General features: G+C 70.3%; 20 protein-coding genes and 1 tRNA gene. 11 read left to right on the forward strand and 10 right to left on the reverse strand.

Going from position 1 to position 26,249, the window contains the following annotated elements:
- Position 1: 1 nt before the first annotated feature.
- Complete coding sequence (locus WME76_RS29325) at positions 2 to 1,873, forward strand: HEAT repeat domain-containing protein (RefSeq protein WP_437955567.1); 1,872 nt, start codon at positions 2 to 4, stop codon at positions 1,871 to 1,873.
- A gap of 533 nt (positions 1,874 to 2,406) precedes the next feature.
- On the opposite strand, the gene WME76_RS29330 is transcribed toward WME76_RS29325, so the two are convergent.
- Positions 2,407 to 3,324 carry a TIGR01777 family oxidoreductase gene (locus WME76_RS29330; RefSeq protein ID WP_437955568.1) on the reverse strand — a complete coding sequence of 306 codons (918 nt, stop codon included), beginning with the start codon at positions 3,322 to 3,324 and terminating at the stop codon, positions 2,407 to 2,409.
- Positions 3,325 to 3,459: 135 nt separating this feature from the next.
- On the opposite strand from WME76_RS29330, the gene WME76_RS29335 reads away from it, so the two are divergent.
- On the forward strand, positions 3,460 to 4,560 hold the full coding sequence (locus tag WME76_RS29335) for a hypothetical protein (protein WP_437955569.1): 1,101 nt from the start codon (positions 3,460 to 3,462) through the stop codon (positions 4,558 to 4,560).
- A gap of 97 nt (positions 4,561 to 4,657) precedes the next feature.
- Here the strand turns inward: WME76_RS29335 and WME76_RS29340 are convergent, their stop codons facing one another.
- Complete coding sequence (locus tag WME76_RS29340) at positions 4,658 to 5,431, reverse strand: acyl-CoA desaturase (RefSeq protein ID WP_437955570.1); 774 nt, start codon at positions 5,429 to 5,431, stop codon at positions 4,658 to 4,660.
- Positions 5,432 to 5,574: 143 nt separating this feature from the next.
- On the opposite strand from WME76_RS29340, the gene WME76_RS29345 reads away from it, so the two are divergent.
- Positions 5,575 to 6,345: an NTP transferase domain-containing protein gene (locus WME76_RS29345; RefSeq protein WP_437955571.1), complete on the forward strand. Its 771-nt coding sequence runs from the start codon at positions 5,575 to 5,577 to the stop codon at positions 6,343 to 6,345.
- Here the strand turns inward: WME76_RS29345 and WME76_RS29350 are convergent.
- Together WME76_RS29350 and WME76_RS29355 are read right to left on the reverse strand one after the other, a co-directional pair.
- Positions 6,342 to 7,331, reverse strand: coding sequence for a D-cysteine desulfhydrase family protein (locus WME76_RS29350; protein WP_437955572.1), 990 nt, complete (start codon positions 7,329 to 7,331; stop codon positions 6,342 to 6,344). The two genes, WME76_RS29345 and WME76_RS29350, sit on opposite strands and share 4 nt — an antisense overlap.
- Before the next feature lie 114 nt (positions 7,332 to 7,445).
- The gene (locus tag WME76_RS29355) at positions 7,446 to 9,170 is read right to left on the reverse strand and encodes a hypothetical protein (RefSeq protein WP_437955573.1); all 1,725 of its coding nucleotides are present in this window, start codon (positions 9,168 to 9,170) and stop codon (positions 7,446 to 7,448) included.
- Between the two features lie 364 nt (positions 9,171 to 9,534).
- Here WME76_RS29355 and hutH point away from each other — a divergent pair, with 364 nt between their 5' ends.
- Both hutH and WME76_RS29365 read left to right on the forward strand, forming a co-directional pair.
- Positions 9,535 to 11,142: a histidine ammonia-lyase gene (gene hutH, locus WME76_RS29360; protein WP_437955574.1), complete on the forward strand. Its 1,608-nt coding sequence runs from the start codon at positions 9,535 to 9,537 to the stop codon at positions 11,140 to 11,142.
- A 149-nt stretch (positions 11,143 to 11,291) separates the two neighbouring features.
- Positions 11,292 to 11,597 (forward strand): hypothetical protein, encoded by a 306-nt coding sequence (locus tag WME76_RS29365; RefSeq protein ID WP_437955575.1) that lies wholly within the window; start codon positions 11,292 to 11,294, stop codon positions 11,595 to 11,597.
- A 298-nt stretch (positions 11,598 to 11,895) separates the two neighbouring features.
- On the opposite strand, the gene WME76_RS29370 is transcribed toward WME76_RS29365, so the two are convergent.
- The 3 genes from WME76_RS29370 to WME76_RS29380 all read right to left on the reverse strand — a co-directional run bounded on the left by WME76_RS29370 (position 11,896) and on the right by WME76_RS29380 (position 14,075).
- On the reverse strand, positions 11,896 to 12,096 hold the full coding sequence (locus WME76_RS29370) for a hypothetical protein (RefSeq protein WP_061607041.1): 201 nt from the start codon (positions 12,094 to 12,096) through the stop codon (positions 11,896 to 11,898).
- A gap of 550 nt (positions 12,097 to 12,646) precedes the next feature.
- Positions 12,647 to 12,729 (reverse strand) — tRNA-Leu (locus WME76_RS29375).
- 254 nt (positions 12,730 to 12,983) lie between these two features.
- Positions 12,984 to 14,075 carry a tyrosine-type recombinase/integrase gene (locus tag WME76_RS29380; RefSeq protein ID WP_437955576.1) on the reverse strand — a complete coding sequence of 364 codons (1,092 nt, stop codon included), beginning with the start codon at positions 14,073 to 14,075 and terminating at the stop codon, positions 12,984 to 12,986.
- Between the two features lie 445 nt (positions 14,076 to 14,520).
- Between WME76_RS29380 and WME76_RS29385 the strand changes: the two genes are divergently transcribed.
- Positions 14,521 to 14,718, forward strand: a complete 198-nt coding sequence (locus tag WME76_RS29385; RefSeq protein WP_437955577.1) for a hypothetical protein — start codon at positions 14,521 to 14,523, stop codon at positions 14,716 to 14,718.
- Between the two features lie 1,212 nt (positions 14,719 to 15,930).
- Here WME76_RS29385 and WME76_RS29390 read toward each other — a convergent pair.
- On the reverse strand, positions 15,931 to 16,413 hold the full coding sequence (locus WME76_RS29390) for a transposase (protein WP_437955578.1): 483 nt from the start codon (positions 16,411 to 16,413) through the stop codon (positions 15,931 to 15,933).
- 572 nt (positions 16,414 to 16,985) lie between these two features.
- Between WME76_RS29390 and WME76_RS29395 the strand changes: the two genes are divergently transcribed.
- On the forward strand, positions 16,986 to 18,065 hold the full coding sequence (locus WME76_RS29395; protein WP_437955579.1) for a response regulator transcription factor: 1,080 nt from the start codon (positions 16,986 to 16,988) through the stop codon (positions 18,063 to 18,065).
- Here the strand turns inward: WME76_RS29395 and WME76_RS29400 are convergent.
- Positions 18,037 to 18,822: an iron-containing redox enzyme family protein gene (locus tag WME76_RS29400; protein ID WP_437955580.1), complete on the reverse strand. Its 786-nt coding sequence runs from the start codon at positions 18,820 to 18,822 to the stop codon at positions 18,037 to 18,039. The two genes, WME76_RS29395 and WME76_RS29400, sit on opposite strands and share 29 nt — an antisense overlap.
- Before the next feature lie 30 nt (positions 18,823 to 18,852).
- Positions 18,853 to 19,650: a GNAT family N-acetyltransferase gene (locus WME76_RS29405; RefSeq protein ID WP_437955581.1), complete on the reverse strand. Its 798-nt coding sequence runs from the start codon at positions 19,648 to 19,650 to the stop codon at positions 18,853 to 18,855.
- A gap of 483 nt (positions 19,651 to 20,133) precedes the next feature.
- Here WME76_RS29405 and WME76_RS29410 point away from each other — a divergent pair, with 483 nt between their 5' ends.
- The 4 genes from WME76_RS29410 to WME76_RS29425 all read left to right on the forward strand — a co-directional run bounded on the left by WME76_RS29410 (position 20,134) and on the right by WME76_RS29425 (position 26,215).
- Positions 20,134 to 21,552, forward strand: a complete 1,419-nt coding sequence (locus WME76_RS29410) for a sigma 54-interacting transcriptional regulator (protein ID WP_437955582.1) — start codon at positions 20,134 to 20,136, stop codon at positions 21,550 to 21,552.
- 471 nt (positions 21,553 to 22,023) lie between these two features.
- A complete protein-coding gene (locus WME76_RS29415) occupies positions 22,024 to 22,776 on the forward strand; it encodes a hypothetical protein (protein ID WP_437955583.1) in 753 nt (250 codons plus the stop codon).
- A 647-nt stretch (positions 22,777 to 23,423) separates the two neighbouring features.
- Positions 23,424 to 25,082, forward strand: a complete 1,659-nt coding sequence (locus WME76_RS29420) for a serine/threonine-protein kinase (protein ID WP_437955584.1) — start codon at positions 23,424 to 23,426, stop codon at positions 25,080 to 25,082.
- Positions 25,083 to 25,126: 44 nt separating this feature from the next.
- A complete protein-coding gene (locus tag WME76_RS29425; protein ID WP_437955585.1) occupies positions 25,127 to 26,215 on the forward strand; it encodes a PEGA domain-containing protein in 1,089 nt (362 codons plus the stop codon).
- Positions 26,216 to 26,249: the final 34 nt, after the last annotated feature.

Below are 26,249 nucleotides of genomic sequence, written 5' to 3' on the forward strand. Positions count from 1 at the left end.
CATGACCCAAGGCGTCCGCCCCCTGCACGAGCTCCGCGACGAGGCCCGCTCCGCGCTGGCCAGGAGCGATCTCTCCCGCGCGCGCGACGCGCTCTTCAGCGCCCTCCAGCACACCATCGCGCGCGAGGAGGACTACGTCGCCATGACGGACGAGCTCCGCGACGTGCTCGTCCGGCTGGGCGACCACCGCAGCGCGCTCACCGTCGCCTGGTACGCGGGCAGCGAGCACGGCCAGCGCCACCTCATCGCGCACGTGCCGCCGATCGACCGCGCCCGCACCATGCTCGCCTGGGCCGAGCGCGAGCAGGACCCCGAGCGGCAGAAGCGGCTCTACGCCCGCGCCGCCGACGAGTACGAGGCCGCCGGCCTCGTCGCGCAGGCCGCCATCGCCCGCGAGCGCGGCCAGGACTTCGCGCGCGCCCGCGCCCTCTGGTCGCGCCTCGCCCAGCTCCTCTCCTCGTCGGGCAGCGACCTCTACGCCGCCGGCCTCGCCCGCTTCAACCTCGCCCGCACCTCGCTCCGCACCGGCGACGCCGCGGCCGCGCGCGAGGCCGTCTTCGCCTCCGTCCACCTGCTCGAGGAGGCCGCCGACCGGTACGAGACCATCGGCCAGCGCGAGCGCGCCTTCGACTGCTACCAGGTCCTCATCGCCGTCGGGCGCGAGAGCCGCGCCTTCGAGCACGTCCTCGAGGGCTACGTGAACGTCATCCGCATCCTGCGCGAGGACCACCTGCGCTACTACGCGCTCCAGTCCTACGAGGAGGCTGTCGCCGCGGCCGAGAAGCAGGGCGAGATCTCCGCCGCCGCCACGCTCGCCCGCGAGATGGCCACGTACGCCCGCAAGGAGGGCCTCGCCGCCGTCGCCAACTTCGCCGTGCTCACGCAGGCCCGCCTCTGGCAGGAGGTGTCCGCCGTCTCGCAGAAGCGCGCCGCCCCGCCCGAGATCGCCGAGAACGCGCTGCTCGCCGCGGTGATCGCGCTCGGCGAGGCGGGGCAGTACAGCAAGGTGGGGGGCGTCTACCGCGCCCTCACGCAGCTCCCGCTCGAGGAGACCCGCAAGAAGCACTACGCCCGCGCCGGCGGCCGCTACGTCGACGCGCAGGACCTGCCGATCGACGCCTCGCCGCTGCCGGCGCACCTCCGCCACGAGCTCGGCTTCCCCGACGTCTGGCACATCGATCTGGTCGAGTGGGAGCAGGCCGGCAGCGCGAGCCAGGCGTGCGGCGACATCGTCCTCGACCCGGCGCAGTGGTCCGAGGTCACCCGCCGCCGCGCCATGCTCGCCCGGCTGACCGCGCTCGCCGTCGAAGGCGCGACCCCCGATGCCGCGCCCGCCTCGCGGTCGCCCGCGCAACAGCTCATCAGCCTCGCCGAGCAGCTCGCGACGGTCGAGCTCTACACGATCCTCTCGCCGCTCGAGCACCTGTTCCGCCGCCCCGAGCCGAAGATCCGGGTGGCCGTCGTCCGCGCGCTCTCCCGCTTCCTCTACAAGCGCACGTTCATCACGCTGCGCGACGCGCTCGTCGACCCCGACCCCACCGTCGTCCACGAGGCCGCGCGCGCGCTCGAGGAGCTCCGCTTCGCCCACGCCTTCGACCCGCTCGCCCGCATCTACCGCGAGTCCCAGGCGCCCGCCGTCCGCGCCAGCGCCGTCCGCGCGATCGCGAAGATAGACACCCTCGAGGCCGGCGAGCTGCTGCTCGGCATCCTCCAGCACGAGGGCGCCGAGGAGCGCGCCGCCGCCGTCGAGGCGCTCAAGCGCGCGCGCGGCATGAAGTTCGTGGAGCTCGCCCGCAGCTCGCTCGCCGATCTGCCGACCTCCACGCAGGCCGTGGTGCGCGAGATCCTCCAGAGTCGCGGCATCAGCCACTGAGCGCTCGATCGACCCCGCCGCCCGCCGACCGCCAGCCGAGCCGGGGTGGTCACCTGTCTGGACAGAGGCAAAAACCGGCGCCCTGCCCCCACCCCCGCTCACGCAGGAAAAACCGCCTCAGACGAGCAACCCTGCGATTGCGCACCGCGGCAAGGGGGATTCCCTAACGACTTTGGTTCTCGCGTGTGCCGCAGGGGGTGCACGGCGGCCTCCAGTCGGGATACCCTGCACGCGCCAATCCAACTCATCCCGAGAGCTTCTCGGTGCATGATGTCGTAAACATGAAAGCGGACGGAGCGCTTGGGGGAGCGCTGGGAAACCGCCGTCCGGGCTCCCGATGGTGCGCTGCTCGACAACGGTCGACTTCTCAGCGCGCCACCGGCGGCTCTTTCTTTTGCGCGGGCAGCAGCCGGGCGCCGCGGCGCGCGGCGCCCGGCTGCCCAGCCCCTCCGCGGGCCACGCGGGAGAGCGCGCCGGCGCGCTCGGCGCGCTGACGATCGCGCGGCTGACGGCGCGCGGCGGACGGCGCGCGCTCAGCGGCTGAAGATCGACTCGAGCGCCGGCACGAGCCGGGCGTGGCGGAACTGGTAGCCGAGCGCCTCCGCCCGGCGGGGATAGACGCGCTGCCCGGTGGTGATGATCTCGGCCGCGTCGCCCATCCCGAGCTTCACCATCGCCTCGGGCACGCGGAGCCACGACGGCCGGCGGAGCACGGCGCCGATCGCCCGCGCGACCTCCTCGCCGGTCGCCGCGTGCGGCGCGGTCACGTTGAGGGGGCCGCGCACCGCCTCGTTGTCCAGGGCGAGCAGGGTCAGCCCCACGACGTCGTCGCGGTGGATCCACGAGGTCACCTGCTTGCCGTCGCCGATCGGCCCGCCCAGGAAGAACCGGAAGGGGGCGATCATCTTGTCGAGCGCGCCGCCGCCCTCGCCGATCACCACGCCGATCCGGAGCTGCACCGACCGGACGCCGTGCTGCTCCTCGACGGCGCGGGCCGCCTCTTCCCAGTGGACGACGACGTCGGCGAGGAAGCCCTCGCCGGGGGGCGCGTCCTCGTCGAGCACCCGCTCGCCCGGCTGCGGGCCGTAGTAGCCGACCGCGGAGGCGCAGAGGAACGCGCCCGGCTTGCGCTTCGCCTTGCCGATCGCCTCGCCCATGAGGCGGGTCGTGTCGATGCGGCTCCTCACGATCTCGCGCCGCGCGTCCTCGGACCAGCGCTTGACGATCGACTCGCCCGCGAGGTGGATGACCCCGTCCACCCCGTCGACCTCCTCGAACCACGGGCCTGGCCGGTCGGAGCTCCACGACACGACGCGCGCGCCCGGCAGCGCCGCCTGGGTGCGCGCCACGTCGCGCGTCAGCACCGTCACGCGATCGCCCCGCGCGAGCAGGTCCTTCACCAGACCGCGCCCGATAAACCCGCTGCCGCCAGTGACAAGAACCGTCTTCACAGGATCGTTCTATCACGGCTCGGACGGAGGGGGCTCCCGCTTCGGACGCCGGCGTCGCAAAGGAGGCGCGCCCGGACGGCGGCGAGCTGTCCAGTCGTGACGCGGAGCGCGGGAGACGGTAAGACGCCGGACGTGATGGATGACCTAGAGACCTTCAAGAAGCTTCCTCTCGGCGGCCTCGATCGCCGCGCGCTCGTCGGGGCGCTGTCCGAGCACGGCGCGCGCGTCGCGGCCGAGCAGCTCGCCGAGCACCGCGCCCGCATCAGCCCGGCCGGCGCGCGCATCGCCCCGGACACGGCCGTGCTGATCCTGGGCGGATCGAACGGCATGACCCGCGCGCTCGCGCTGCAGCTCCTCTTCGGGGAGCGGGCCGCCGTCTTCGCCGTGCACTTCGACAGCGAGAAGATGCAGATCGGCCCGCACCACGTGAAGGCGATCAGCGACGCGGCCGAGGCCGAGGGGCTCACGGCGCGGTTCTGGAACAACGACGCCACGAAGCCGCAGGTGATCGACGAGGTCGTCGCCGCGCTGAAGGAGCGGTATCGGGCGGTGCACCTCGTGAACGGCATCGCGGCCGGCGCGATGAAGCGGTACGCGGAGCACGGGCCGACGAAGGTGAAGGACCTCGACGTCGCGTTCGACGCGGTGCTCCAGATCCCCGACTTCTCGCGCCCCGAGAACATCCGCAAGCTCGGGCTCGTCGAGGTGGACGTCGCGAACGACGCGGACATCGAGCGCACGAACAAGTTCATGGGCACGTCGTCGCTCCTGTGGGCCGAGCCGCTCGCCGCGGCGGGGCTCCTCGCGAGGGGCGAGAGCGTGGTGTCCTTCTGCGATTACGACTACCCGAGCGACGATCCCGTCTACGCCATGGGGCCGCTCGCGGGCGCGAAGCTGCTCCAGCGCAAGACGATGGCGGAGATCCGGGAGCGGTTCGGGGTGCTGACGTCGCGCATCTGCTATCCAGCCCTGGCGACGACGGCGCTCGGCGCCATCCCCGGCGGGCTCCTGATGTACGGGCTCAGCACGCAGATCCTGAAGGAGCGCGGGCAGTTCAAGGACATCATCGACCTCGCGCGCGAGACGATGGAGATCTGGCGCCCGGGCTACGACGGCAGCGATCTCCGGGTGGACGCGGCCTATCAGGCCTGCCTGCCGGAGTTCAACAAGCGCAAGGAGCAGGTCGGGCCGAGGGACGTGCCCGGCGCGTTCCGGCTGCTGTACGAGAACGCCTGAAAAGGAGAGGCGCGCGGTGCCTCGGCTCCGCGCGCCTCGCTCGACGGCCCGCGCCGACCGCGGCCGCGCCTGACGCGCGGCCGGCGGCCGATCGCCGCTATCCCTCGGCCTGCGCGACCTCGGGCTCCAGCCGGGCGACCTGGCGCTTGTCGGACATCTGGAGGATGCCCAGCCAGGCGAGCACGCGGATGACCTGATAGGCCGGGTCGATCTCGAACCACCGCACCGCGAAGTTGGGGCTCATCGCGTACTTGTGGTGGTTGTTCTGGAAGAGCTCGCCGAGCGTCACGACGTCGAGGATCAGCGTGTTGCGCGAGTCGTCGTCGCTGTTGAAGTTGCGGTAGCCGTAGCGGTGACCGCACCAGTTCACGATCGCGCCGTGCAGCGGGCCCATGGTCCAGTGGAGCGGGAGGAACAGGAACTGCCACCAGTGCGAGGCGAAGGCCATGTAGAAGACCGCGTAGCCCGTGCCCCAGGCGAGGCGGCTGATCCACGAGTTGCCGATGCGGTCGAGCGTGGGCCACTCGGGGTAGCCGCCGAGGAAGCGCGGCTCCACGTCGGCCGTGCCGTCGTAGATCGCGTCGTAGCGCTTCGCGGTGTCCCACATCATCGTGGCGACGTTCGAGTAGTACCGCGGCGAGTGCGGGTCCTTCGGCGTGTCGCTGAAGGCGTGGTGCATGCGGTGCAAGATCGCGTAGACCCACGGCACGAGGTACGAGGAGCCCTGCGTGAGATACGTCAGGAAATGAAAGATCCGCTCCCAGCGCTTCGACATCGTGAACATCCGATGCGAGGCGTACCGGTGCAGGAAGAAGGTCTGGAAAAAGACCGAGAGCGTAGAGTGGGCGATGAGGACGACCGCGATCTCCATGCTTTGGTTTCTAGCCCGTGGGTCGGCGGGCAGGGGGTCACCTCACGGTCACGATTCCGTAAGGAGGCCTGGATCCGTGGGGTTTCTGGTTGCTTCTCATGTCGCGGTGATCGCCCGAGTCTGGCCGTGGTAACGGCGGCGTCGTGAAGGCCGTGATCATCGGGGCGGGCCGGGGCAGCCGGCTGCGTCACCTGACCGAAGAGCTGCCGAAGACGCTGGTCCCCATCCTCGGCCGTCCGATGCTCGACGGCATCCTCGACGCGCTCGCGGCGGGCGGCTTCAAGCGGTCGGACGTCGTGTTCGTCTGCGGCTACAAGGCCGACGTCATCCGCGCCGCGTACCCGGATCTGACGTACGTCGAGAACCGCGACTGGGAGCAGAACAACATCCTGCTCTCGCTCCTCTGCGCGCGCGAGCACCTCGAGGGCGGCTTCGTCTCGACGTACGCGGACATCGTCTACCGGCCCGAGATCGTGGCCGATCTGGTGCGCTCGCCGCACGACATCGCGCTCGCCTGCGACACGGACTGGCGGCGGCGGTACGTGAACCGCTCGCAGCACCCCGAGACCGACGCCGAGAAGCTCCGCGCCGACGGCGCGGGCCGCGTCGTGGAGCTCTCGCGCCGCATCCCGCCGGCGTCGGCGACGGGCGAGTTCATCGGGGTGATGAAGCTGTCGGCGCGGGGCGCCTCGGAGTTCCTGGCCGCCTTCGACGCCGCGCGCGCCGCCTTCTCGGAGCGCCCGGAGTTCCGCGAGGGCCGCACGTTCCGGCGCGCCTACCTCATCGATCTGCTCCAGAGCATGATCGAGTCCGGGGCCGCGCTCCACAAGGTCGACACCCACGGCGGCTACATGGAGATCGACACCCTGGAAGACGCGTCGCTCGCGGACGCGTGGTGGCGCGGCGGGACCTAGAGGGCGTCGGTGAAGTCCGCGGCCTGCGCGAGGAGCCCGGGGAGGCCGCCGGTGTGGAGGAACAGCACCCGCTTGCCCGAGAGCTCGCCCCGCTCGGCCATGTCCCAGAGGCCGGAGAACGCCTTGCCCGTGTACACCGGGTCGAGGACGAGCCCCGAGAGCCGCGCGACCTTCACGATCCGCGCGCGCTGCTCGGGCGTGGACGCCCCGTAGGCGGGGCCCTTCGCGGAGTCGTCGATGACGAGGTGCGCGGGCGCGCCGAGGCGCGGATCGAGCGCGCGCGCGTCGTCCATGATCCCCAGCGCGACGCGCGCGAACGTCGCCCTGTCGTCGCACACCGCCATCGCGCGCACCTCGCCGGCCACCTCGTAGCGGGACGCGCCGAGCGCCGTTCCGGCCGCCGTCCCGCCCGAGCCGCACGCGTGCACGATGACGTCGAACGGCTTGCCGCCCGCGAGGCCGAGGTCGAGCTGCTTGCGGATCTCCTCCATCGCGCGCACGTAGCCGAGCGCGCCGAGGCCGTTCGAGCCGCCCTCCGGGATCACGTAGGGCCGGCCGCCCGCCGCGCGGATCTCGGCGGCCGCCTCGGCCATCACGGCCTCGCGGCTCCGGTACGCCTCGGGCGAGATCAGCCGGATCTCCGCGCCGGCGAGCCGGTCGAGCAGCACGTTGCCCTCGAGCGGCGCCGCGGCCGACGGGACGGCGGTGCGCAGGAACAGCACCGCGCGCAGGCCGAGCGAGGCGCAGAGCAGCGCGGTCGCGCGCGCGTGGTTCGACTGGAGGCCGCCGCAGGTGATCACGCAGTCGGCGCCCTCCTCCTGCGCGGCGGCGAGCAGGTACTCGAGCTTGCGGATCTTGTTGCCGGCCTCCGCGCCCGCCGTCATGTCGTCGCGCTTCACATGAAGGTCCAAGCCGAGCGCCTCGGCGAGCCGCCGCGGGCGCTGGATCGGGGTCGGAAGGTGGCTCAGCGCGAGTCGCTTGCGCATCGTGTCTCTCCCATCTCTCTCTGCCAGGGGAAGGCTCTGCCGGGCGAAGCTCTGCCGTGTCGCTTCGCGTCTTGTTGACCTCTACACGAGCCTCCGGCGGCCGGGGAGCCCTGGTCAGTGGATGACGCCGAGCTTGAGGGTGAGCAGGTACTGGTCGGGGAGCTCGGCGCCCGCGGCGTCGTCGAACGCGCCGCCGGGGAAGAAGGCGCCGGCCTCGGTGCCGAGCTGGATGGTGACGAGCCTGCCCATCGCGATGCGCGCGTCGACGCCGATGTCGAGCTCGACGCCGAGATCGTGGCGGCGCCGGTCGCCGCCGTCGTAGGTGGAGAGGCCGCCGCCCGCCCTGCCAGGGCCGTACGGATCGACGAGGTCGGCGGTCGTCTCGGCGATGACAGCCCCGGCCTTCAGGTCGAGCCAGCGCGCCGGCCGCACGAGCATCCGCGGGTTCACGTAGGCGGCGCCGAACACGCCGCCCTTCGAGGGCAGCCACCGGATGCCCGGCTCGGGGGACGCGGCGAACAGCTCCCGCTCGGCGATCGTGGCCGCGCGCGCCGTCTTCCAGGCGAGCACATGGTCGAACAGGAGGAGCCCGACGTTGTGGCTCGGGTCGAACGTGAACCGCCGCGCCACGCCGTCGCGCGGGTCGTCGTCGCCCGAGGCGTAGCCGGCCTCGATCTCGGTCACGACGCGCCCGAACCGATCGGCCGGCCGCGGCCCGCGCCCCGCGACGTGCACCGCCCCGAGCGTGGCCGCGCCGCCGATCGAGCGCACCGACACGGGCGCGCGCTGGGCCCCCGGGCCGGAGGGCGGCGTGGGCCCGCTCGGCACGAACGACGTCGAGCCGAGGATCGCCGCGGCCTCGAGCTCGCCGTAGACGTGGGCGCCGCCCCCCGGCACCGGCGCGTTGAACTTGCCGGCCACGTCGAGCACCGCCGCCGTGAGCGTCTCGGTGAACTGGGCGAGGCTCGTCTTCGCGCGGCGCTCGCGCGTCTGCCGCCGCAGCGCGCCGTGGACCCCGATCTCGCCGCGCCGCGCGCGCCAGAGCGCCGAGATGACCGCCTGGAGGGCGCGATCCCCCTCCCCTTCGTCCTGCCCCTCGACGTCGTTTCCGAGCAGGTCGGCCGCGCTGTCCTCGAACACGAGATCGGCCGCGACGGTCACGAGGAGCGGCCCGCTCGGGCCCATCGGCGTCCCCGCGAAGAGGACGCGCTCCATCAGCGAGCCGCGCTCGGGGTCGCCGAAGAGGGTCGCGCGCTCGCCGTCGTTGACGAGGAGCCCCATCCCCCAGTGCGCGCCCTGCTGGCCGACCCGGAGGACGCCGGCCGACGACGGCACCTCCAGGTAGAGGTGGCGCGGGTGCACCTCGTACCACGAGAGCTCGGCGCGCGCGTCGCGCACCTGCTCGACGTGCCGCGTGGTGTCCCCGGCGATGAGCCCGCGGACGACGTCGATCTGCGCCACGATCGAGGCCTTGTCGGCGAGGTGGAGCCGCGGCGAGAGGCGCAGCCAGTGCGCGATGTACTGGTGCTGCCCGAGCGTCGTGGCGCCCGGATCGGACAGGGGCGGCGCCCGCAGCCGGAGGTCGGTCATGGCGCGGTAGCGGAGCTGGTACTCGCCCTGCAGCGAGAACGTCGTCCGGTCCGGGTCGGGCGGGGGCAGCGGCGCGCGACCCGTGTCGAGGACGAGCCGCTCCTCGAAGTCGCCGGCGGCCGACGGTGCGCCGCGATCGGCGCTTGCGTTTGCGTTCGCGCTCGCGATCTCGGCGGGCTGAGCGGCGGCCGGCGAGACGAGCCCGACAGCAAACGCAAGCGTGGCGGAGGAGGCGAAGGCGAAACGCATGGAAGCAAGCGATCGCGCGCCGGCGCCCGGCCGGGAAACGCGCCCGGCGAAGGATAGGCGGATCGATCCCGGCGGGGCACCGGATTCTTCCGTCGCCGGCGGGAGCCCCGGGAGCGCGCTGGCCGCGATCCGGGCTCCGGGGGGTGAGCCGGACAGGGCCAGAGCGCCGAAAGAAAGGGGGAAAGCGCCGGTGCTTCGGGCGGTCGTGTCCGGCGTCGTCGCTCCGGCCAGAGCACGGTTCCGCGGTTTCCAGGGGAGCGACGCCGGGGGGTCTGGTCCGGTCCTGGCGAGCGGACGGACGGCGCCGATCACGGCCGCGCGGGCGCCTTTTCTCGGGGCATCCGCCGCTCTAGCGTGCGCCCTCGTGACCCTCTCGACGCCGCACGCCTCCGCTGTTTCTCCTCCTCCGTTGCTCCTGGGCCGCCCGCTCTCGCTCGCCGATCTCGAGGACGTCGCGCGGCGCGGCCGTCCGGTGGCGATCTGCGCCGAGGCGCGCGAGCGCGCGGCGGCCTCGCGCCGCGCGATCGACGCGATCGCGGCGGCGGGCGACGCGGCGCCGGCGGTGTACGGGATCAACACCGGGTTCGGCGCGCTCGCGGAGACGCGCATCGCCGATCACGACATCCGGGCGCTCCAGCGGAACCTCGTGCGGAGCCACGCGTGCGGGGTGGGGCCCGATCTCGGCGACGCCGAGGTGCGCGCGATGATCGTCCTGCGCGCGCAGGTGATCGCGCTGGGGCACTCGGGGGTGCGCACGGAGGTGCTCGATCTGCTCGCCGAGCTGCTGAACCGGGGCGTGTGCCCGCGCATCCCCGCGCAGGGCTCGGTCGGCGCGTCGGGCGACCTCGCGCCGCTCGCGCACCTCGCGCTCGCGCTCATCGGCGAGGGGGAGGCGCGCTTCGAGGGGCAGCTCATGCCGAGCGCGGTGGCGCTCGGGAAGGCCGGCCTCGCGCCGATCGAGCTCGCCGCGAAGGAGGGGCTCGCGCTGATCAACGGGACCCAGTACATGACCGCGCTCGGCGCGCTGGCGCTGCGGGACGCGGCCGCGCTCTGCACGGTCGCGGACATCGCCGGCGCGGTGAGCCTGGAGGCGCTCATGGGCTCGAAGCGCCCGTTCGACGAGCGGCTCATGCGCGTGCGCCCGCACCCGGGCCAGGCGGGGACGGCCGGCAACCTGCGCGCGCTGCTCGGGGGCAGCGAGATCATGCAGAGCCACGCGGACTGCCCGAGGGTGCAGGACGCCTACTCGCTCCGCTGCATGCCCCAGGTGCACGGGGCGACGCGCGACGCGCTCGCGTGGGCGGCCGAGGTGCTGACGCGCGAGGTCAACAGCGTCACCGACAACCCGACGGTGTTCCTCGGAACGGGCGGAGAGGGCGGCGCGGGCGGAGAGGGCGGGGCGGAGCTGATCTCGGGCGGCAACTTCCACGGGCAGCCGGTGGCGCTCGCCCTGGACCTCGCGGCGATGGCGGCGGCCGAGCTGGCGAACATCAGCGAGCGGCGGGTCGAGCAGCTCGTGAACCCGGCGCTCTCGACGGGCCTGACCCCGTTCCTGGCGCCGCGCAGCGGGCTGCACTCGGGGTTCATGATCGCCCAGGTCGCGAGCGCCTCGCTCGTCAGCGAGAACAAGGTGCTCTGCCACCCGGCGAGCGTCGACTCGATCCCGTCGAGCGCCGGCCGCGAGGACCACGTGAGCATGGGCAGCATCAGCGCCCGCAAGCTCGCGCAGGTGATCGAGAACGTCCGCAGCTCGCTGGCGATCGAGCTGATCACGGCGGCGCAGGGGGTCGACCAGCGGCGCCCGCTCCGGCCCAGCGCCGGCGTCGCGGCGGCCCACGCGGCGATCCGCCGGGTGGTGCCGGAGCTCACCGAGGACCGGCCCCTCTACCGCGACATCGCGGCGACGGCCGAGCTCATCCGAGGCGGGGCGCTGATCGGGGCGGTCGAGGAGGCGGTGGGAGCGCTCAACTGATTTTTTCTGTTTCCAAAATTACAACTGAGACGATCCTGTGGAAATCTTACGCGAGTCATCGGAATGCAAATGCTCCATCAAACGGCGAGTTGCTGTACATTGGCGCAGTGCCCATTCCGGTCAGCACCCCGCCGTTTCCATTCGATGCCGTGCGAGATCTGCTCGGGGTGGTGCGGGCGATCTATGCGGCGGCGAAGGACGGGGGCGCGTCGCGGGAGGAGCTCGCTCGGATCGCGCGGGTGGGCCGTGAGCTGAGCCGGGCGCTGGACCTGGCGGGTTCGCCCCAGCAGGGGGCGTCGGGTCAGGCGGCGGCGTGGAAGGTGGCGGACAAGGCGATGCTCCAGGTGAATGACCTGGTGGACCCGCTCACGCCGGCGGCGCCGCTGCTGCTGGCGGCGCGGAGCCGGGTGACGGGGGGGCGGCTGGCGATGCGGAGCAAGCCGCAGGGGCGGTAGCTGGGGCGGGGGTGAGGGGGCGGGGTCTGAGCTGACGGGCGCCGGGCGAGGAGGGCGTTTCGAGCTGATCGGCCCCCGGCGCGAAGAACAGCCCGAGGAGCCTACAGGGGTGCCAGGAGATACCGGCCCATCCCCCACACCGCGAAGAGGTAGCCCGGGAGCTTACCGGGGTGCCAGGAGCACGGTGGAGCCGGTCGAGACGGAGTGAACCGTCTCCGAGAGGCTCTCGGTCGGGCCTGACGAGCGGGGCAACTCCGGCCCGCGCCGTTCAACGCGCTTGTTACAGTGGGGTAGATTTTCAGCTACGGCCGAAGAACCTGCGGCCGCGCGACCGCTCGGCGTCGCGCCGGATGCCCTGCATCACGACGCGAATGAGCTCGCGGGAGTAAGCGCGCCTGTCGTGGCGCTTGTGCTCGGGAAGCTTGACGCCCAGAGCGTGCGCAAGCCGTTCTACGTTCTCTACCCTGGCCTCACGCAGACAGTCGATGTCCAGATCCATGTATCGTGGCGCTCCCATTAATCGAGTCCACTTGGTTTGTCGAGCCCAGCGAACACGGGAGCCAGCAGCGGCAGGCCTCCCTTCAGACCGAGTCAGACCGAGACAGGACGCCATCGGCCGCGACGGCCACGCGACGCCTCGGGCAGGTCGGCGTCACGAGGGACAGAGAGCGACACGGCCCCGTTCGAGGCGGGCAAGCAGCTCAGGTAGCCGCCGCCGCGGGAGGCTGAAGGCAGCGCGCCGACCGCGCGGCAGAGGGCAGAGGAAGCGCGACACAACCTCGGACGGTGTGAGACGCCGTGGGCGCCGGCAGAGCGTGTATCCGGTGCGGCGCTGGACGAGCGCCGCAGCAGGAGAGAGGAGAGGAGAGAAGGAGGAGAGGAGAGAGCGCGACGCAGCCGGTAGCGAGACGCCCATGAGGCGGCCACGCAGAAGGGTGACCAGCGGCTCGGCACCTCCAGGCTGAGGCTCAGCTCACCTGGCGGCTCGCGGCAGCTCCCAGCGTGGAGCTCAGCCGGCCTGGGGGAGCTCGGCGCGCCGCACATGAAGGTAGCCCCGCCCGGACTCGAACCGGGACGCCCGTACGGGCCGCGGATTTTAAATCCACCGCGTCTGCCATTTCGCCACGGGGCCAAGTGGTTGATTTTACTGGTGTTTTTCGTCTCGCTGTGTCGTCCCCACCCTCTTCTGTGACGTTCCCCGTGGCTTTTCCCCTGCCCCCGAGCTCGGGGATCGCCTCGGCGAGGGAAGCTAGCTCGCCAAGGCCCAGTTCTGCAAACGTCCTGGCCGCCCGACGGTACCTCTGGGGTCTGACGGAGCTCCGGTGCCCGGTCCGGTCGGCGACCCAGGTCTCGCTGCGGCCGCTCGCGAGGCGACGGTGATGAAGATCAAGCGCTGTCGTGGGCGCGGACCTGCTGGCGCTCGTCGGAGTCCTCGAAGAGCTCCGGGCGGTCGATGCCGGCAAGCTGGAGGTGGGCGCGGAAGCGCTCGGCCGCGTGCTCGACGCTGAAGCGGTCGCCGTCCTCGTTCACGAACAGCGGCGCGGAGGGAGGCGGGTTGCCGCGGAGCGCGAGCCAGGCGCGCAGCGCCTGCGGCACGCCGGGGGACAGCGCCCACGCGCGGGGATCATTCGTCTTGTTCTTCTCGAGGCGCAGCGCGCCGCGATCGAGGTCGACGTCTTGGATTTGGAGGCGCGCCGCCTCGCTGATGCGCGGGCCCTCGCGGTTCAGGAAGCCCCAGAGGACGCGCCAGCAGAGCGGGATCGCGGTGCACGCGAGCATGCGGGCGTCCTCGTCAGGGTAGAGGCACGCCTTCGCCTTGGCGGGGCCGAGCTTCGGGAGGAAGCCGCGGGGGAGCGGGTTCGTCGCGAGGAGGCAGCAGGGGAAGACGGCCATCGCCATCATGCGGTGCAGGAGCTGCGCGATGTGACGACGCGATGCGGGCGACATCGACGGCAGCGCACGCATGACGCGCTCGGCGTCGTCGAGCGTGAAGGCAGCGACGGGGACACGCCCGGCCATCGGGTACACGTGGCGGTCGAGCCGGTAGACGTCTTGCTCCACGCTGCGCTTCGGCTTGACGTGGTCGGGGTACATGCGCGCGAGCTCGCCCGAGGTCCAGAGCTCGCCGAACTGCTGGACGGTGACCTGCTTCGGCACCGAGTCGCCGCCGGGGACCACCTTCGCTTGCGCGCCGCCTCTGCAGACGACATCGACCGCCGCGATGACGTCGCGGAGCGCCCTGCCCTCGCGTACCGCCGCACGCTCCAGCAAGGCGACGATCGCGTCGCGCGTGACGTTGCGCGAGGCGCGCAGCCGCACGGCCAAGTCGGCGACGAGCTCCTTGCGCTGCTCGGCCTGCTTCTCGGTCAGCTTAGGGTCGAGCGGGAAGCTCTCGCGGTCGTTGTCGCCGACGAGGACGCGGACGTAGAGCCGACCAGCGTCGTTGCGGAAGAGCGATCCCGTGGGCCTGCGGGGCATGGCGGCTCTCTTCTACCGCGATTCGCGGCCGCGCTCACGCCTGCGGCAGCCCTCCAGCGTAGGGGCCCGGCACGAGGCCGGCCTCAGGGAGCACCGCCGCCGTGCTCGGCGTCGTCCGTCGCGCGCTCCGGGAGCGCGGCGGCGGCATCATGCTGCGTCTCGAGCCGGGTCGAGCCGGGCGATGAACGCCGCTCGCCCGACAAGACGCAGCTTTCCGAGGCGCATCACCGGCAGCGGGAACGTCGGCTCGAGGGCCGTCGTCGCGGGGAGTTCTCAAGGTCGAAGACCTGCCGTTCCGTCGAGGATGCCGTTATTGCACCCCAAAGACGGGAGCCGAGGACGGTTCTCATGCACGGCAGCCGGGTAGTGACGAGCGGCTGACGAGCGGCACCTTGGTATACTTCTCGTTCACGACGTCCCCCCGCAACGCTGGTATGCTCGTAATATGACGTCCTACCGCCGCGCCCGCTCCGCCGCCGAGATCCTCCGCTCCGTCCCGCCGCGCGACCGCGCCCGGATGCTCCGGTTTGGCCTCGACCTGGACGACCCTGAGCACGCGGCGCTCTTCGTCTCCGGTGTCCGCGCCGCAGACGACGCGATCGCGGCGCAGGAGCGCTGGGAGCGGGAGAACGCGCTACGTTGACGTGGAATCCCGCACGAAGAGATCGTCGCCAAGGTATGAGCGCGCCGGCCTCGATGACCTGGAGCCTCCGCTGCTGCTCTCGAAGCTCGGCATCGAGCCCTGCTACGATGCCGGCGTGCCCAGGTGCAGGACCGCTGAGATCACTTCTGTAAACATCGCTGCGCTTGCCAGCGCCGCCCGACGCGGCGAGGTCGATACCGACGTCGAGCTCGCCATCGTCGGCGCGCGCCTCGTGCTGGCCGGGACGATCGCCGTACAGCTCGAGACGACCCGCGTGGCCTCCGGCGGCCTCCGGCTCTGGGCGCGTTGCCCCGGGTGCTCCGCGCGAGCGGCCGTGCTCTACCTCGCTGCGCCGGGCCTGCGCTGCAGCCGCTGCGCCGGGCTCGTCTACCCTGCGACACGGCAGCGTCCGGAGGAGCGTGTCCTCGAGCAGGCGCTCGCACGGCGCACGAAGGCGCGGGCCGCGCTCGGCGCTGGGCCCGACCCGCGGGAGCCGATCCCACGACGACCGCCGGGCGTGCGCTTCTCGAACTGGGTACGTCGCCTCGACGAGCTCCACGAAGCCCAGGCCGCGGTGCAAGCCGCGCTCGCCGCGCTCGTCGGCCGGCTCGGTGCCCACTCCGGAGCGGTCGCTCAGGAGGCCGGCTGCCCTTCCCCGGCCCCGCCAGCCGCGCCCACGCCTGAGACGCCTTCGAGAGAGGGCCAGCAAGCTCGCGGAATCACACCCTGAGGGACCTCCGGCGCCCTCGAGCGTGGCGGTGCTCCACCTCGCTCGAGGGGGGCTCCGCGCGGAGCGCCCAGCATCTGGAGCTGGGAGACCGGCGCTGTCGTGGCTGGCCCCCCCGGTCCGCCACGCGCGCCCACGCGACGCCGCGTCGAGGCGAGTCGTACAGGCCACGGCTCAAGCCGAAGCTCGACGAGAGCAACGCGGCCGCGCCGGTGCCCGCGCGCAGCAAGCCACCCATCCATCCACGCAACAAGCGGCGGTAGCCGCTGCGGCCCCGGCGAGGACGTCGAGCCCGGGGCCGCGCCTCTGACCCCCTCGCTCCACTGGGCATACCTCGCTCCCCTCGTCGACGTGAAGGCCGGCGGCGTCGGGGGCAGGGTGAACTTGCCTGCTCGTGAGCGCCGCGGCCCCGCGACCCCTGCTCGGGAGCTCCTTGGGGCCTGGGTGGCCCCATGACCCTGCGAAAAGAGAGACGTCGCCGGTCGCTACGCGCCCGGCTCCGGGGACCTCGACGCGCTTCGCGGTCTCGGGCATGGTCGAGGCCGATCGCGGCGTCTCCCCCTGGCCCCATGACCCTGCGACGGGGTGGCCCCATGACCCTGCGACGTGGCAGTCGTCCCCGTCCCCCCAGAGGGCCTGGGCTTTTTTTGGAGCACCAGGATGGCCGCCGCCGCGGCCAGCGCCTTGTCCTCGCGCCGCAGCTGCCTCTCCAGCTCCCGAACGCGCCGCGACGGGGCCGAGCCGTGCCCGGGCTTTGCCGGCCCGCCCAGCGCCTCCAGCGCGGCCTTACGCCACTCGGTGAACTGCGCCTCGTGCACCCCCTCGCGGCGGAGGAACTCGCCCAACCCCCGCGCGGACAGAGCGGCCGCGTCCGTCACCGCGCGCAGCTTCTGCTCCGGGGTCCAGTCCGCGGGGCGGCGAGCGGCAGAGGGGGGCGGAGGCGCGGAGCGGCGAGCGTCGTCGGACATGGGCACGAGGCTACGAGCACCGCGAAGCCAGCGCGAGAGCGTCGTCAGATGCACCCCCGTCTCGGCCGACAGCGCCACGACGCCGAAAGCGCGCCCAGGCTCGCGCCTTTTGCTACAGGCGCCGCCGCAAACGGCCGCTCGCCCGCGCCGGGGCTCCCTAACCGCGGCTGCAGTAGTAGGCCGCGCGGGCTGCGTCACCTGCCCGGCCGTACTGAACGCTAGGAGGGCCACAGTACCCCGGTCACTGCCCGCTGCTCGAGCCAGGCGGCCGCCTCCAGGCCCAGCGCGCGGCGGAGCTTCGCGCTCAGCATCGCGCACGCCACCTTGTGGGTCGCTGCGTCGGCGAAGGCCGTTCCGCGCCCTCTGGGCCGTCGAGGATGTCCATGGAAGCAGGGGAGGACCACCAGAAGGTCATCACGCGCGGGAGACGGCGGTGGACGTTACGCATTACGCCGGACTGCTCGGCCAAGTGGCCCTTGAGCTTCGGCTTCCGAGCCGCCGGGACGGTCCCGTACCCCTTTGGTGGTACGCATGCGCACGATGAATCGCGCATCGGATATTCTCTACCCCCGATGCGATCCTCCATCCACCTGACGGCGCGGGAGCAGCGGATCACGTGGCAACTCCTCGAAATCCTGCACAGCTCCCTGGATCTCCACGAAGTCCTGCGCGGGGCGTACGGCGCGCTCTGCCAGCTGCTGCCGGCGGACCACGGCGCGCTCTGCGTCTCGCTCCCCGGGGACCCCACTGCATACGACTGGGCCGTCGCCGATCTACCGCCGGAGCTGTTCGCGGGGTACGCCGCTCTCGCGCCGCACGACTTCGTCCGGAGCGCCGTGATCGCGCAGCCGAACGTGGTGCTGCGTGACAGTGAGATGCTACCCCGCGGGGCCATCGAGCGGAGCTTGATGTACCGACGCAGCCGGGAGCTCGGGATGCGGCTGGAGCAGGCCATGGCCGTCCTGCTCGCGGTGGAGCCGGGCTGGCACGGCGGGATCACCCTCTACCGCGACCGGCAGCGCCCGTTCTCCGACCGTGACCGGGCCCTAATGCAGCAACTCGCCCCCTCGATCGCGGCCGCGACGCGGAGCTGCCGACGTTTCGGCGATTCGGTGCGACGCGGTGACGCGCTGGAGGCGGCGCTCCGCCGCGAGGGGATGGAGGTCCTGGTGGTCGCCCCGCCAGCTGCCCTGCTCTCGCGCAGCGCGGGCGCCGAGGCGTTACTTGAACGCTGGTTCGCCCCCGTGGAGCGGAGCGCCAGCGCTCTCCCCATGCCGCTCGCCGATGCGCTCGCTGCCGCCGCGGCCGCGCCTGCCTCCTGCACTCAGGCTGCGCCGTGGGTGCGACGCACATCGGACGGTGAACTGCGCGTCGTTTTCGTGCCGTTCGTCGAGCGGGGACGGAAGTTGTGGGTGCTGGAGCTGCGCGAGGGAACGGCGGTCGCAGCAGCTCCGGCGGTGTGGAGAGAGCGGCTTACAGAACGGCAGGTCGAGGTAGCGGAGCGCGTGCTGCGCGGCTGGGACAATGCACTGATCGCGGAGGATCTCGCGTGCACGCCGGCGACCGTCAAAAAGCACCTGCAGCGAATTTACGACGCCTTGGGGGTACCGAGTCGGACAGCACTCATGGTTCACGCGGCGCAGCGGGGCTGACGTGATCCGTCGTCCCCCGCTTCGTCGCCGCCGGGCTCTGCGAGATCGCGCCGGCCAGCGCACCGGCGATCATGTCCGGATAGAGCGTCCGCGTGATCCTCGCCGACAGGAGGATGGCCTCGCGTGCGTCCGGGCAGGGGATCGTCGCGAGCAACTGGGCGAGCTCGCGTACGTGCCCCTCGTCGGCGTCGGCGTGCCCCCGCAGGAACCGCACCGCGCCCTCGATGCCAGGGATGCGGGCGCGCGCCACGAGGCGCGCTGCAACGTCTCCAGCGCGGCGGGTCGAGAGCGCCTCGAGCACGTAGGCTGTACCCAGGAAGGCCTCGGGTGCGCCCGCCTCCGCGGTATAGCGGCTCCAGGCGATGTAGGCCTGTGTCGCCGGCGCGGGATCTGCGCGCCTGACCGCCTCCGGGTCGCGCCCGAGGGCCGCGAGATCGTCAAGCGCCCATCGCTCGTGCCCGGACTCCTCCTCGGCCTTGCGGAGCAGAAGAGCCGACAGAATGACGCGTCCATCCGCGGAAGAAGCCTCGCTCGAGCGCCCGATGCATCTCGCTTCGAGCCGCGTGCCGGCTTGGGCGCACAGAGGGCGCGTCCAGCGCACGTAATGATAGATCTGCTCGAGGAACGCCGCGTACTCCCTAGCCGTCGCGCTGCCGTCATACAGCCGGCGGGCCGCAGGATCCGCGTCGAGGCGGATGAGCAGAGCGTCGATCTCCTGATCGAGGGCGGTGATCCAGTCCATCGCGTTCGTCGTCATGGTGATCCTCCGTTCAAGATGGGTTTTCGGTCAGGCGGCCCTCTGCGCAACGGGCGTGGTCCTCACCGGTCGCGGCGCCCTCGCGTGCTCCTCCACCGAGGCGAACAGGGGCACAGCGAACCGACGGAATCGGCTGTCGTACCGCGCTGGACCGATGAAACGCGCGGCCATCCGGCGGGTGAACACCCTGAGCGGCCGGGGCAGTCGCAGCCCGCCGAGAGCGCCAGAGTGGGCCCGCACGCGCTCCTCATCGCTGTAGAAGGGGAAGCCAGGAGAGGTCGGCGGGTGATCGCCGCCGAGCGGCGAGACCTGGACCCGGGGGCTCACGAGCCCGAGCGCGGAAGCCACCTGAAGGATGATCTTCGCGTCCCCTGCGTGGTCGGTCTCCGCGTTCACCGCGGCGACCCAGTGAGTGATGCCGCGATGCCGGCTCTCCTCGAGCATGGCGGCATGGAGCGCATCCAAAGCTCCGCTGCTCCGATGCCGCGAGAGGACGCAGAAACGGGTGACCTCCGCCAGCGAGAGCCCCTGGACATGGAGGGCACCGAGATCGAACCTGGATTCCAGATCCAGGCCAAGCCAACCGCGGCGGGCGAATGCAATCTCAGGGTTGGGCAAGAGCAGCCGAGTGGTCGCGATGGGCTGCCCGTCCGCGTAGACGACGAAATGGACCGTGGTATCGAGCGTGTCGTACGGATCGACCTCACGCGGCGCGGCGGGCGCAGCCGCGATGAGATCCAGCTCCTGACCGAAGACCTCCCAGCGGATACGGAGCGCATCGTCAAGATCCTTGCGCGTGTGAGCGATACGGCATTGAAGCGAGATCATGTCTATTCCTCCGGCCTGACGCGCAGGCGTTCCAAGATCGGGTCCGGGCTCGCGGCGCAATCGCCGGCGGGCTCCAGCAGACCTCACAGCCTCTACAGCGTGTGCAGCGCGACGCCTGCAACGGGCGTGCCACATGAGCCCGTGGTGCGCTCAGCGTGTCTTCAGGTCCGGAGCACCATTCGGCTTTCTCATTCGTACGGAGGCGTCTGGGCGATGTCTGCGGGCGTGGTGGAGATGAGTCCTCGTGTGCTCTCTGCGATGGGGAAGCGATCAGGGTTGAGCTGGCCGCCTGCGTGCCGGGACCGTCCCGCGTGGGTGGAGGTGCCCCCGCGCTCGAGGGAACCGTCGTTGCGCGCGCATCGATCGTCGCTGGGCGGGCTCATCAGCGTGCTCGAGAAGGGAAAGGCTTCCCGCGCAGCGCTCGCTCGATGTGCCGCGACGCCACCATTGACTGCGTCCGCGCGACTGGGTACGTCTGGGCCCGTGCACGGCGATCTCGATACCAGCACCACACTCTCCTCTTCGGCCGAGACACGAGAGCGCTCGGCGCGCCCGAGCAGCCCGCATCTCTACCTCGTGCTCGAGAGCCATCGCCCGCTCGCGCCTCCAGTCCGCCTCTCGCTTTACGGCTTCGACGAAGTGTTCGTCGGCCGCGGTCGGCCGCGAGCCTTCGTTCGCCGGGACGAGGGGGCGCGCCGCACGCTTGAGATTCGTTCTGAAGATCAACATATGTCGTCGAAGCATGCCGTGCTCCGGCAAGCCTCGAATCGATGGATGGTCGAGGATCTCGGCTCCAAGAACGGGTGTATCGTCAATGGTGCCCAGCGGAAGCGCGCGGAGCTCGTCGACGGCGACGTGCTGGAGATCGGTTATACGTTCTTCATCTATCGCGACTCGGTGTCGCTGGACGAGGAAGAGCCCTCGCTGCTCGACGGCGCCAGCCTGCGGCCGCTCGCCCCCGGGCTCGCGACCATGCTGCCATCCCTCGGTCGGACCTTCGCGCGGCTCTCCCTGGTCGCGCGGTCGACGGTCCCGGTGCTCGTCGAGGGGGAGCCCGGCACGGGCAAAGAGCTGCTGGCGCGGGCGGTCCACGTTCTCTCGGGCCGCACCGGCGAGTTCGTGCCCATCAACTGCGCCGCGCTGCCGCGCGAGCTCATCGAGGGCGAGCTCTTCGGCTACCGCAAGGGCGCCTTCACCAGCGCCGTGTCGGACAGCCCTGGACTCGTGCGCGCCTCCGATTGCGGAACGCTGCTTCTCGACGAGATCGGCGATCTGCCGGCGCACGCGCAGGCCGTCCTGCTCCGCGTGCTCCAGGAGCGCGAGGTGCGCCCCGTAGGGGCCACGCGCGCGGTCCCGGTGGATCTGCGGGTGGTCGCGGCGACGCACCAGCCGCTCGACCGCATGGTCGAGGACGGTAAATTTCGGGCGGATCTGCTGAATCGGCTCACCGGACACCGCATCGAGCTGCCTCCTCTGCGCGACCGCCGTGAAGATCTCGGCTTGCTCCTGGCGGCGCTCCTCCGGCGCGCCACTCCGGAGTTCGCCGAGCGGCTCAAAATCAAGCCCGGTGCGGCGCGGGCGCTGCTCCAGCATCGATGGGACGGGAACGTGCGCGAGCTAGAAAAGGCCTTGTCCTCGGCGCTCCTGCTCGCCAGCGAGAAGGAAGAGATCGGGCTTGAGCACCTGCCTTCCAGGGTGCAGGACGCCCTCGTGAGCGCGGCCGCCAACCAGAAGAGCGATGAAGAGGCACGACGCCAGGAGATCGTCCGCCTTCTGCGCCAGCACGAGGGCAACGTTACGGCTGTGGCGCGAACGATGGGCAAGCAGCGCGTGCAGATCCATCGCTGGCTGAAGCGGTACGGCATCGAGCTCAGGAAGTTCCGGGCGAACAGCGAATTCTGACGCAGGCCGGGCGCAAGGAACGGCCAACAAAGGTTCGCGAGAGGTCTCCCGTCGCCCTCCGGTCTTCCGGCGCGGACTCGCGACATCTTCAACCCGTTACACCCGTTACATCCGTTACACCCGTTACACCCCCGTAACAGCCTTCAGCTCACAGCTTGAAGCGCATTTTCCAGCAGACGTTCCGGAACAAGAGTCTGGTTACGCGGGGGTTACACCGCGACGCGCACCAGCTCTTCTTCCAGCTTGCCTGATCGGCAGCTGGCCGCACCTCAGAGCGCCCTGAGCCCCTCCGTCGCTCAGCGATCGGCGGCGCGCCGAGTGGAAGCGCATGGCGCGGTTGTTGCTCACTGCTCCCGCTAACGACGGCGCTCGCGCGCTCGATCTGCCGGGCGATGGTTAACGCAATGCTCGCCCGCCGGTCGCCTCCGCGACGCCAGAGGCGCCACTGATGGCAGCCGGAGGAACAGGCACGTGGGATTTTTGCACTTGCAACGACTCCGTAAGGGCGGATCCATTGCCGTGATAACCTTCATGGCGATTGGATGCGGGTCCGGACCTGCGCCGACGCACGTCGAATCGGACACCGTACCGAGCCACGTGCTCTGGGCTCGCGAGCTGGTGGACAACATCGAACCCGAGCACAACGAGTACGGGCGCAATCCGAGCTTTGTTCGTTGGGCGGGCGTCGAGGGATCGCTCGACTACAGGAACCGCAGCGTGTGTGGGACCTTCCTCACGCACGTGCTCCGTCAGGCCTTCAACCTTTCGGACGCGGACGTCACGGCATGGTTCGGCAGCGCGAGCCCGAACGCAGCGGCATATCATGACGCCATCGCGACCGAGCGGCGGTTCGAAAAAATCCAAGACGTGAACAGCGTCCGAGCCGGCGACATCATCGCCATCAGGTACCCTGACGGGGGCGAAGACTCCGGGCACGTCGGCCTCATCGTCGATTTTCCTGTACCAAGAGCGGCGGCTCCTCCAGCTGTTTCTGGCACGTCGCAGTACGAGCTCGCGATTGTCGACTCGAGCAAGTCGGGCCACGGCGCTACCGATACCAGGCTCAACCCCGACGGCTCGTGGCACCCGGGCGCAGGCGTCGGCGTCATGCGTCTCTACGCGGACGAGAGGGGGCGGCCCGTCGGGTACACCTGGAGCACCCTCGCGGCTTCCGAATATTTTTCTCAATCAGAGCGCAGCCTGCTCGTCGGCAGGCTCCGCTGAGGAAGAAGGAACCAGATGCGCGAACGGAATGGAAGATGCTCCGGATCGGACGCCTCGGCGCCCGCGCACAGGGCAGCGGCTGGCGATTGCATTCCGCCTGTTTCGTATGGGTGACGCTCCGGCAACGCTGAACATGCCACGAGGTTATTCGTCTACAATCATCGGGGCACGTCCAGCGCGCGACGTCAGCTCTCGATGTCATCTACTAGACCAGCGTGCGCTCACGCCTCGCGTCCTCCATAAATTGAGGGAGGGAGGCCGTGCGCTCCCGGCCGTAGATCGACCGGAACGGATCCGGCTCGAAGCGGCATTACCGAAGGACAGCTTCACCAGCACAGGAGCTCCGCGGCCTCTCTGGATTAGCGGTTGCATCGGGTCGAACATCGCTCCGTGACCGGCGAGTCCGGGCTCCCATCCGCGTCCCGCCGACCACGATCTCGAGGCGACCCCCAAAGCGCTCCATGCTTGCATTGTATGCGCGCGAGCGGCGCTCGTTCAGGCGCGCGCGCCGTCCCTGGGTCCGGTACGCAAAGTGCGAATCATGCGCAGATCCGCTTGGAATACAAGCGGTGGATCGTGTATGCTTGCCATACAAGCTTCTGGGAGGATCGCATGAGCAATCTGGTTCAACGCGCGATGACGCGAACATGAGCGCTCCTCTGGAGTGCCCGGTGTCGGTCGGGGATCTCATCGCCGAGAAGTACCGGGTAGAGGATGTCCTGGGCAAGGGTGGCATGGGCCTGGTTGTCAAGGCCACGCACCTTCATTTGAGAAAATTTGTAGCGATCAAGTTCCTGTTGCCAGAGGCCACGCCCGAGGTGGTCGAGCGGTTCCGGCGGGAGGCCCAGCTTGCGGCCTGCCTCTCGAGCGCGCACGTGGTGCGCGTCATCGATGTCGCAGACTTGCCGAACCGCCAACCTTACATGGTGATGGAGTTCCTCGAAGGCAAGGATCTGGCGCGCGTGCTCCGGCAAGACGGTCCCCTATCCGTCATCGAGGCCACCTTGCATGTGCTGGGTACATGCGAGGCGATCGCGGAAGCACACGCCATGCGGATTGTCCACCGCGATCTGAAGCCATCGAACCTGTTTCTCGCAAACACAGCAGGCGGTTTTCGGACCGTGAAGGTGCTCGACTTCGGTATTTCGAAGGCCATCGGCGATGCTGCGGACGGCGCGCCAGCGCTGGGGCTCACCAAGAGTTCGGCCCTGCTTGGTTCTCCTCTCTACATGAGTCCAGAGCAGCTGCGTTCGGCTCGCCAGGTGGACCAGCGAAGCGACATCTGGTCCGTCGGAGCGCTCTTCTACGAGATCCTCACCGGACGAGCCGCGTTCCCCGCGCAGTCGCTCACCGAGCTGATCATGTGGGTGCAAGAGGAATCCCCGACCCCCCCGGGCCAACTGCGCCCCGATCTGCCGAAAGAGCTCGAGCAGGCGATCATGCGTTGCCTTCAGAGGAATCCGGTGGACCGATTCCAGAACATCGCCGAGCTCGCATGGGCGATCGCGCCGTTCGGTCCTCCGGAGGCCGCGCAGTGCGCCGTCCGTGCCTCGCGGTTCCTGGGCCTCCCGCTTCCACAGCCCGCGCCGCAGGGACATGATAGCGGACGGCCACCTCCGGGCGCCCCCCCCCCTGAGTCCTCCTTTGGTGGTACGTCCGAGATCCCAAAGGAGGCGGATGCGGATGCGGCGATCGGCATGGAGTCGACCATCCGATCGGACAACGACGACAAACCGGGTAGGTCGCCGGCGGAACGTCGTGAATCTGCGCCCCATGCCGAGGACGAGAGCGGACCGCCGAAGGTAAGAGCCATGCCTAAGCCGGAGAAGGCGTTGACGGAACAGAGTAGAGGCCGGCTACCCACGAAGCTGAGAGAGAAGCAGGTCGCGACCATCGCCGGGATCACGACGCTTGCGGTAGCGGCCGGCATCGCCGTCACGCACACCTTCGTGCGGTGGCGAGCGGGCGATGTGGCCAAACTGGAGCCAGTCGGGGCCAAAATCGCTCACGCTGCCGAGATACATAAGCCGGGGTCCGCGCCAATCGCGGCCGCGAGTCCCTCGAACGAGAAAGACAGGGCGCCGGAGGAGGGCTCTAATGCCGAAGCACCACCCGCAAAGACGAACAGCGCCACCCTGAAGGACCCGACAGCTCCGCAGCCTAAGCCGCCGGCCCCACCCGCGCAGCCTTCGCGCGAGGACACTCCGCCACCGAGCAGCACTGCGCCCCCGCCGGCACCGAGCAACCCTGCGCGTCCATCTGCAACGGACAACGACCCGGGATCAATCATTGAGAGGCATATTTAAATAGCTCGTCGAACTACGAGCTGTGAGACGAAGGAAACTGGAACATGCGAGTATCCATTCCGCCATGGCCGCGCTCTGGCCCGCAGCTGAGCCTCGTCAAGGTCTCGATCGGGCTCTCACTATCTCTCTGCGTCGCACGGGCCGACGCGCAGGACCCCCCAACTGATCCTCCCAAGGAGAGCCTGCCCGCACCGTCTACGACCGTAACGCCGCCTGCTCCGAACGCTGCGGATTCTACCGCCGCGGCTCCGTCGCCCGCTGTAACGCCGCCTGCGCTCGAAACACGTCTCAACGGGCTCGCGCGGATTGATTTCGACGCGGGGCGGGCTCTGCTCAAGAGTAAAGATTACGCTAACGCGCTCATCAAGTTCCGCGGAAGCTACGAACGGTCGAAAGATCCCGGTGTGCTCTGGTTCATCGCGCGCTGCGAGCAACTCCTGGGACACTACACACGGGTGGCGGATCTGGCGTCCCAGATCGAAAAGGATCCCAGCCCGCTGCTCAGCGCGGCTGACCGGCAGGATGCAGCTGAACTGGTGCGGGCGGTAACACCGTACATCAGCTTCATGAGCATCGACGTCAGCGAGGCTGGCGCCGAGGTGTTCGTCGATGACGAGTCTCGTGGGAAAACTCCCCTGAAGGCGCGGCTCCGCGTGGACGTCGGCAGGCGACGAATTCGGATCGTGAAGCCGGGGTTCACGAAGTACGAGCGTGTCGTCGAGGTCTCCGGTCAGGAATCGCTCGACCTTCACGCGAGGCTCACCAGGGAGGTTCAGCGCGCGCGTTTACTCATCACCGCTGGTCGCAACGACCAGATCGCCCTCGACGGCAAGGTGGTTGCCAGGGAACGTTGGGAAGGCACCGTGCCGATAGGCGGGCACAGCCTGCTCGTGACCGCGCCCGGCATGTTCCCGAAGGAGCGAGAGGTTTCTCTGCTGAACGGCGAGACCCGGCGCATCGAGATGCCCCTCGACACAACGCGCCCTCCGCGGGGAGGACCGGTATGGGTGTGGGTCACGACCGCTGCCGTCTTGACCGCCGTGGCGGCGGGCGGCATCGCAAGCATGTTCGAGATGCGGACGGATCCATCGAGGAGCAGTCCTGAAGTGAACGTGGTGTACCCGTTACGATGAGCAACACGATAAGCAACCGACGCGAGGGATCCAT

Source organism: Sorangium sp. So ce119, from assembly GCF_051524405.1.
GTDB classification, from domain to species: domain Bacteria; phylum Myxococcota_A; class Polyangia; order Polyangiales; family Polyangiaceae; genus Sorangium; species Sorangium cellulosum_G.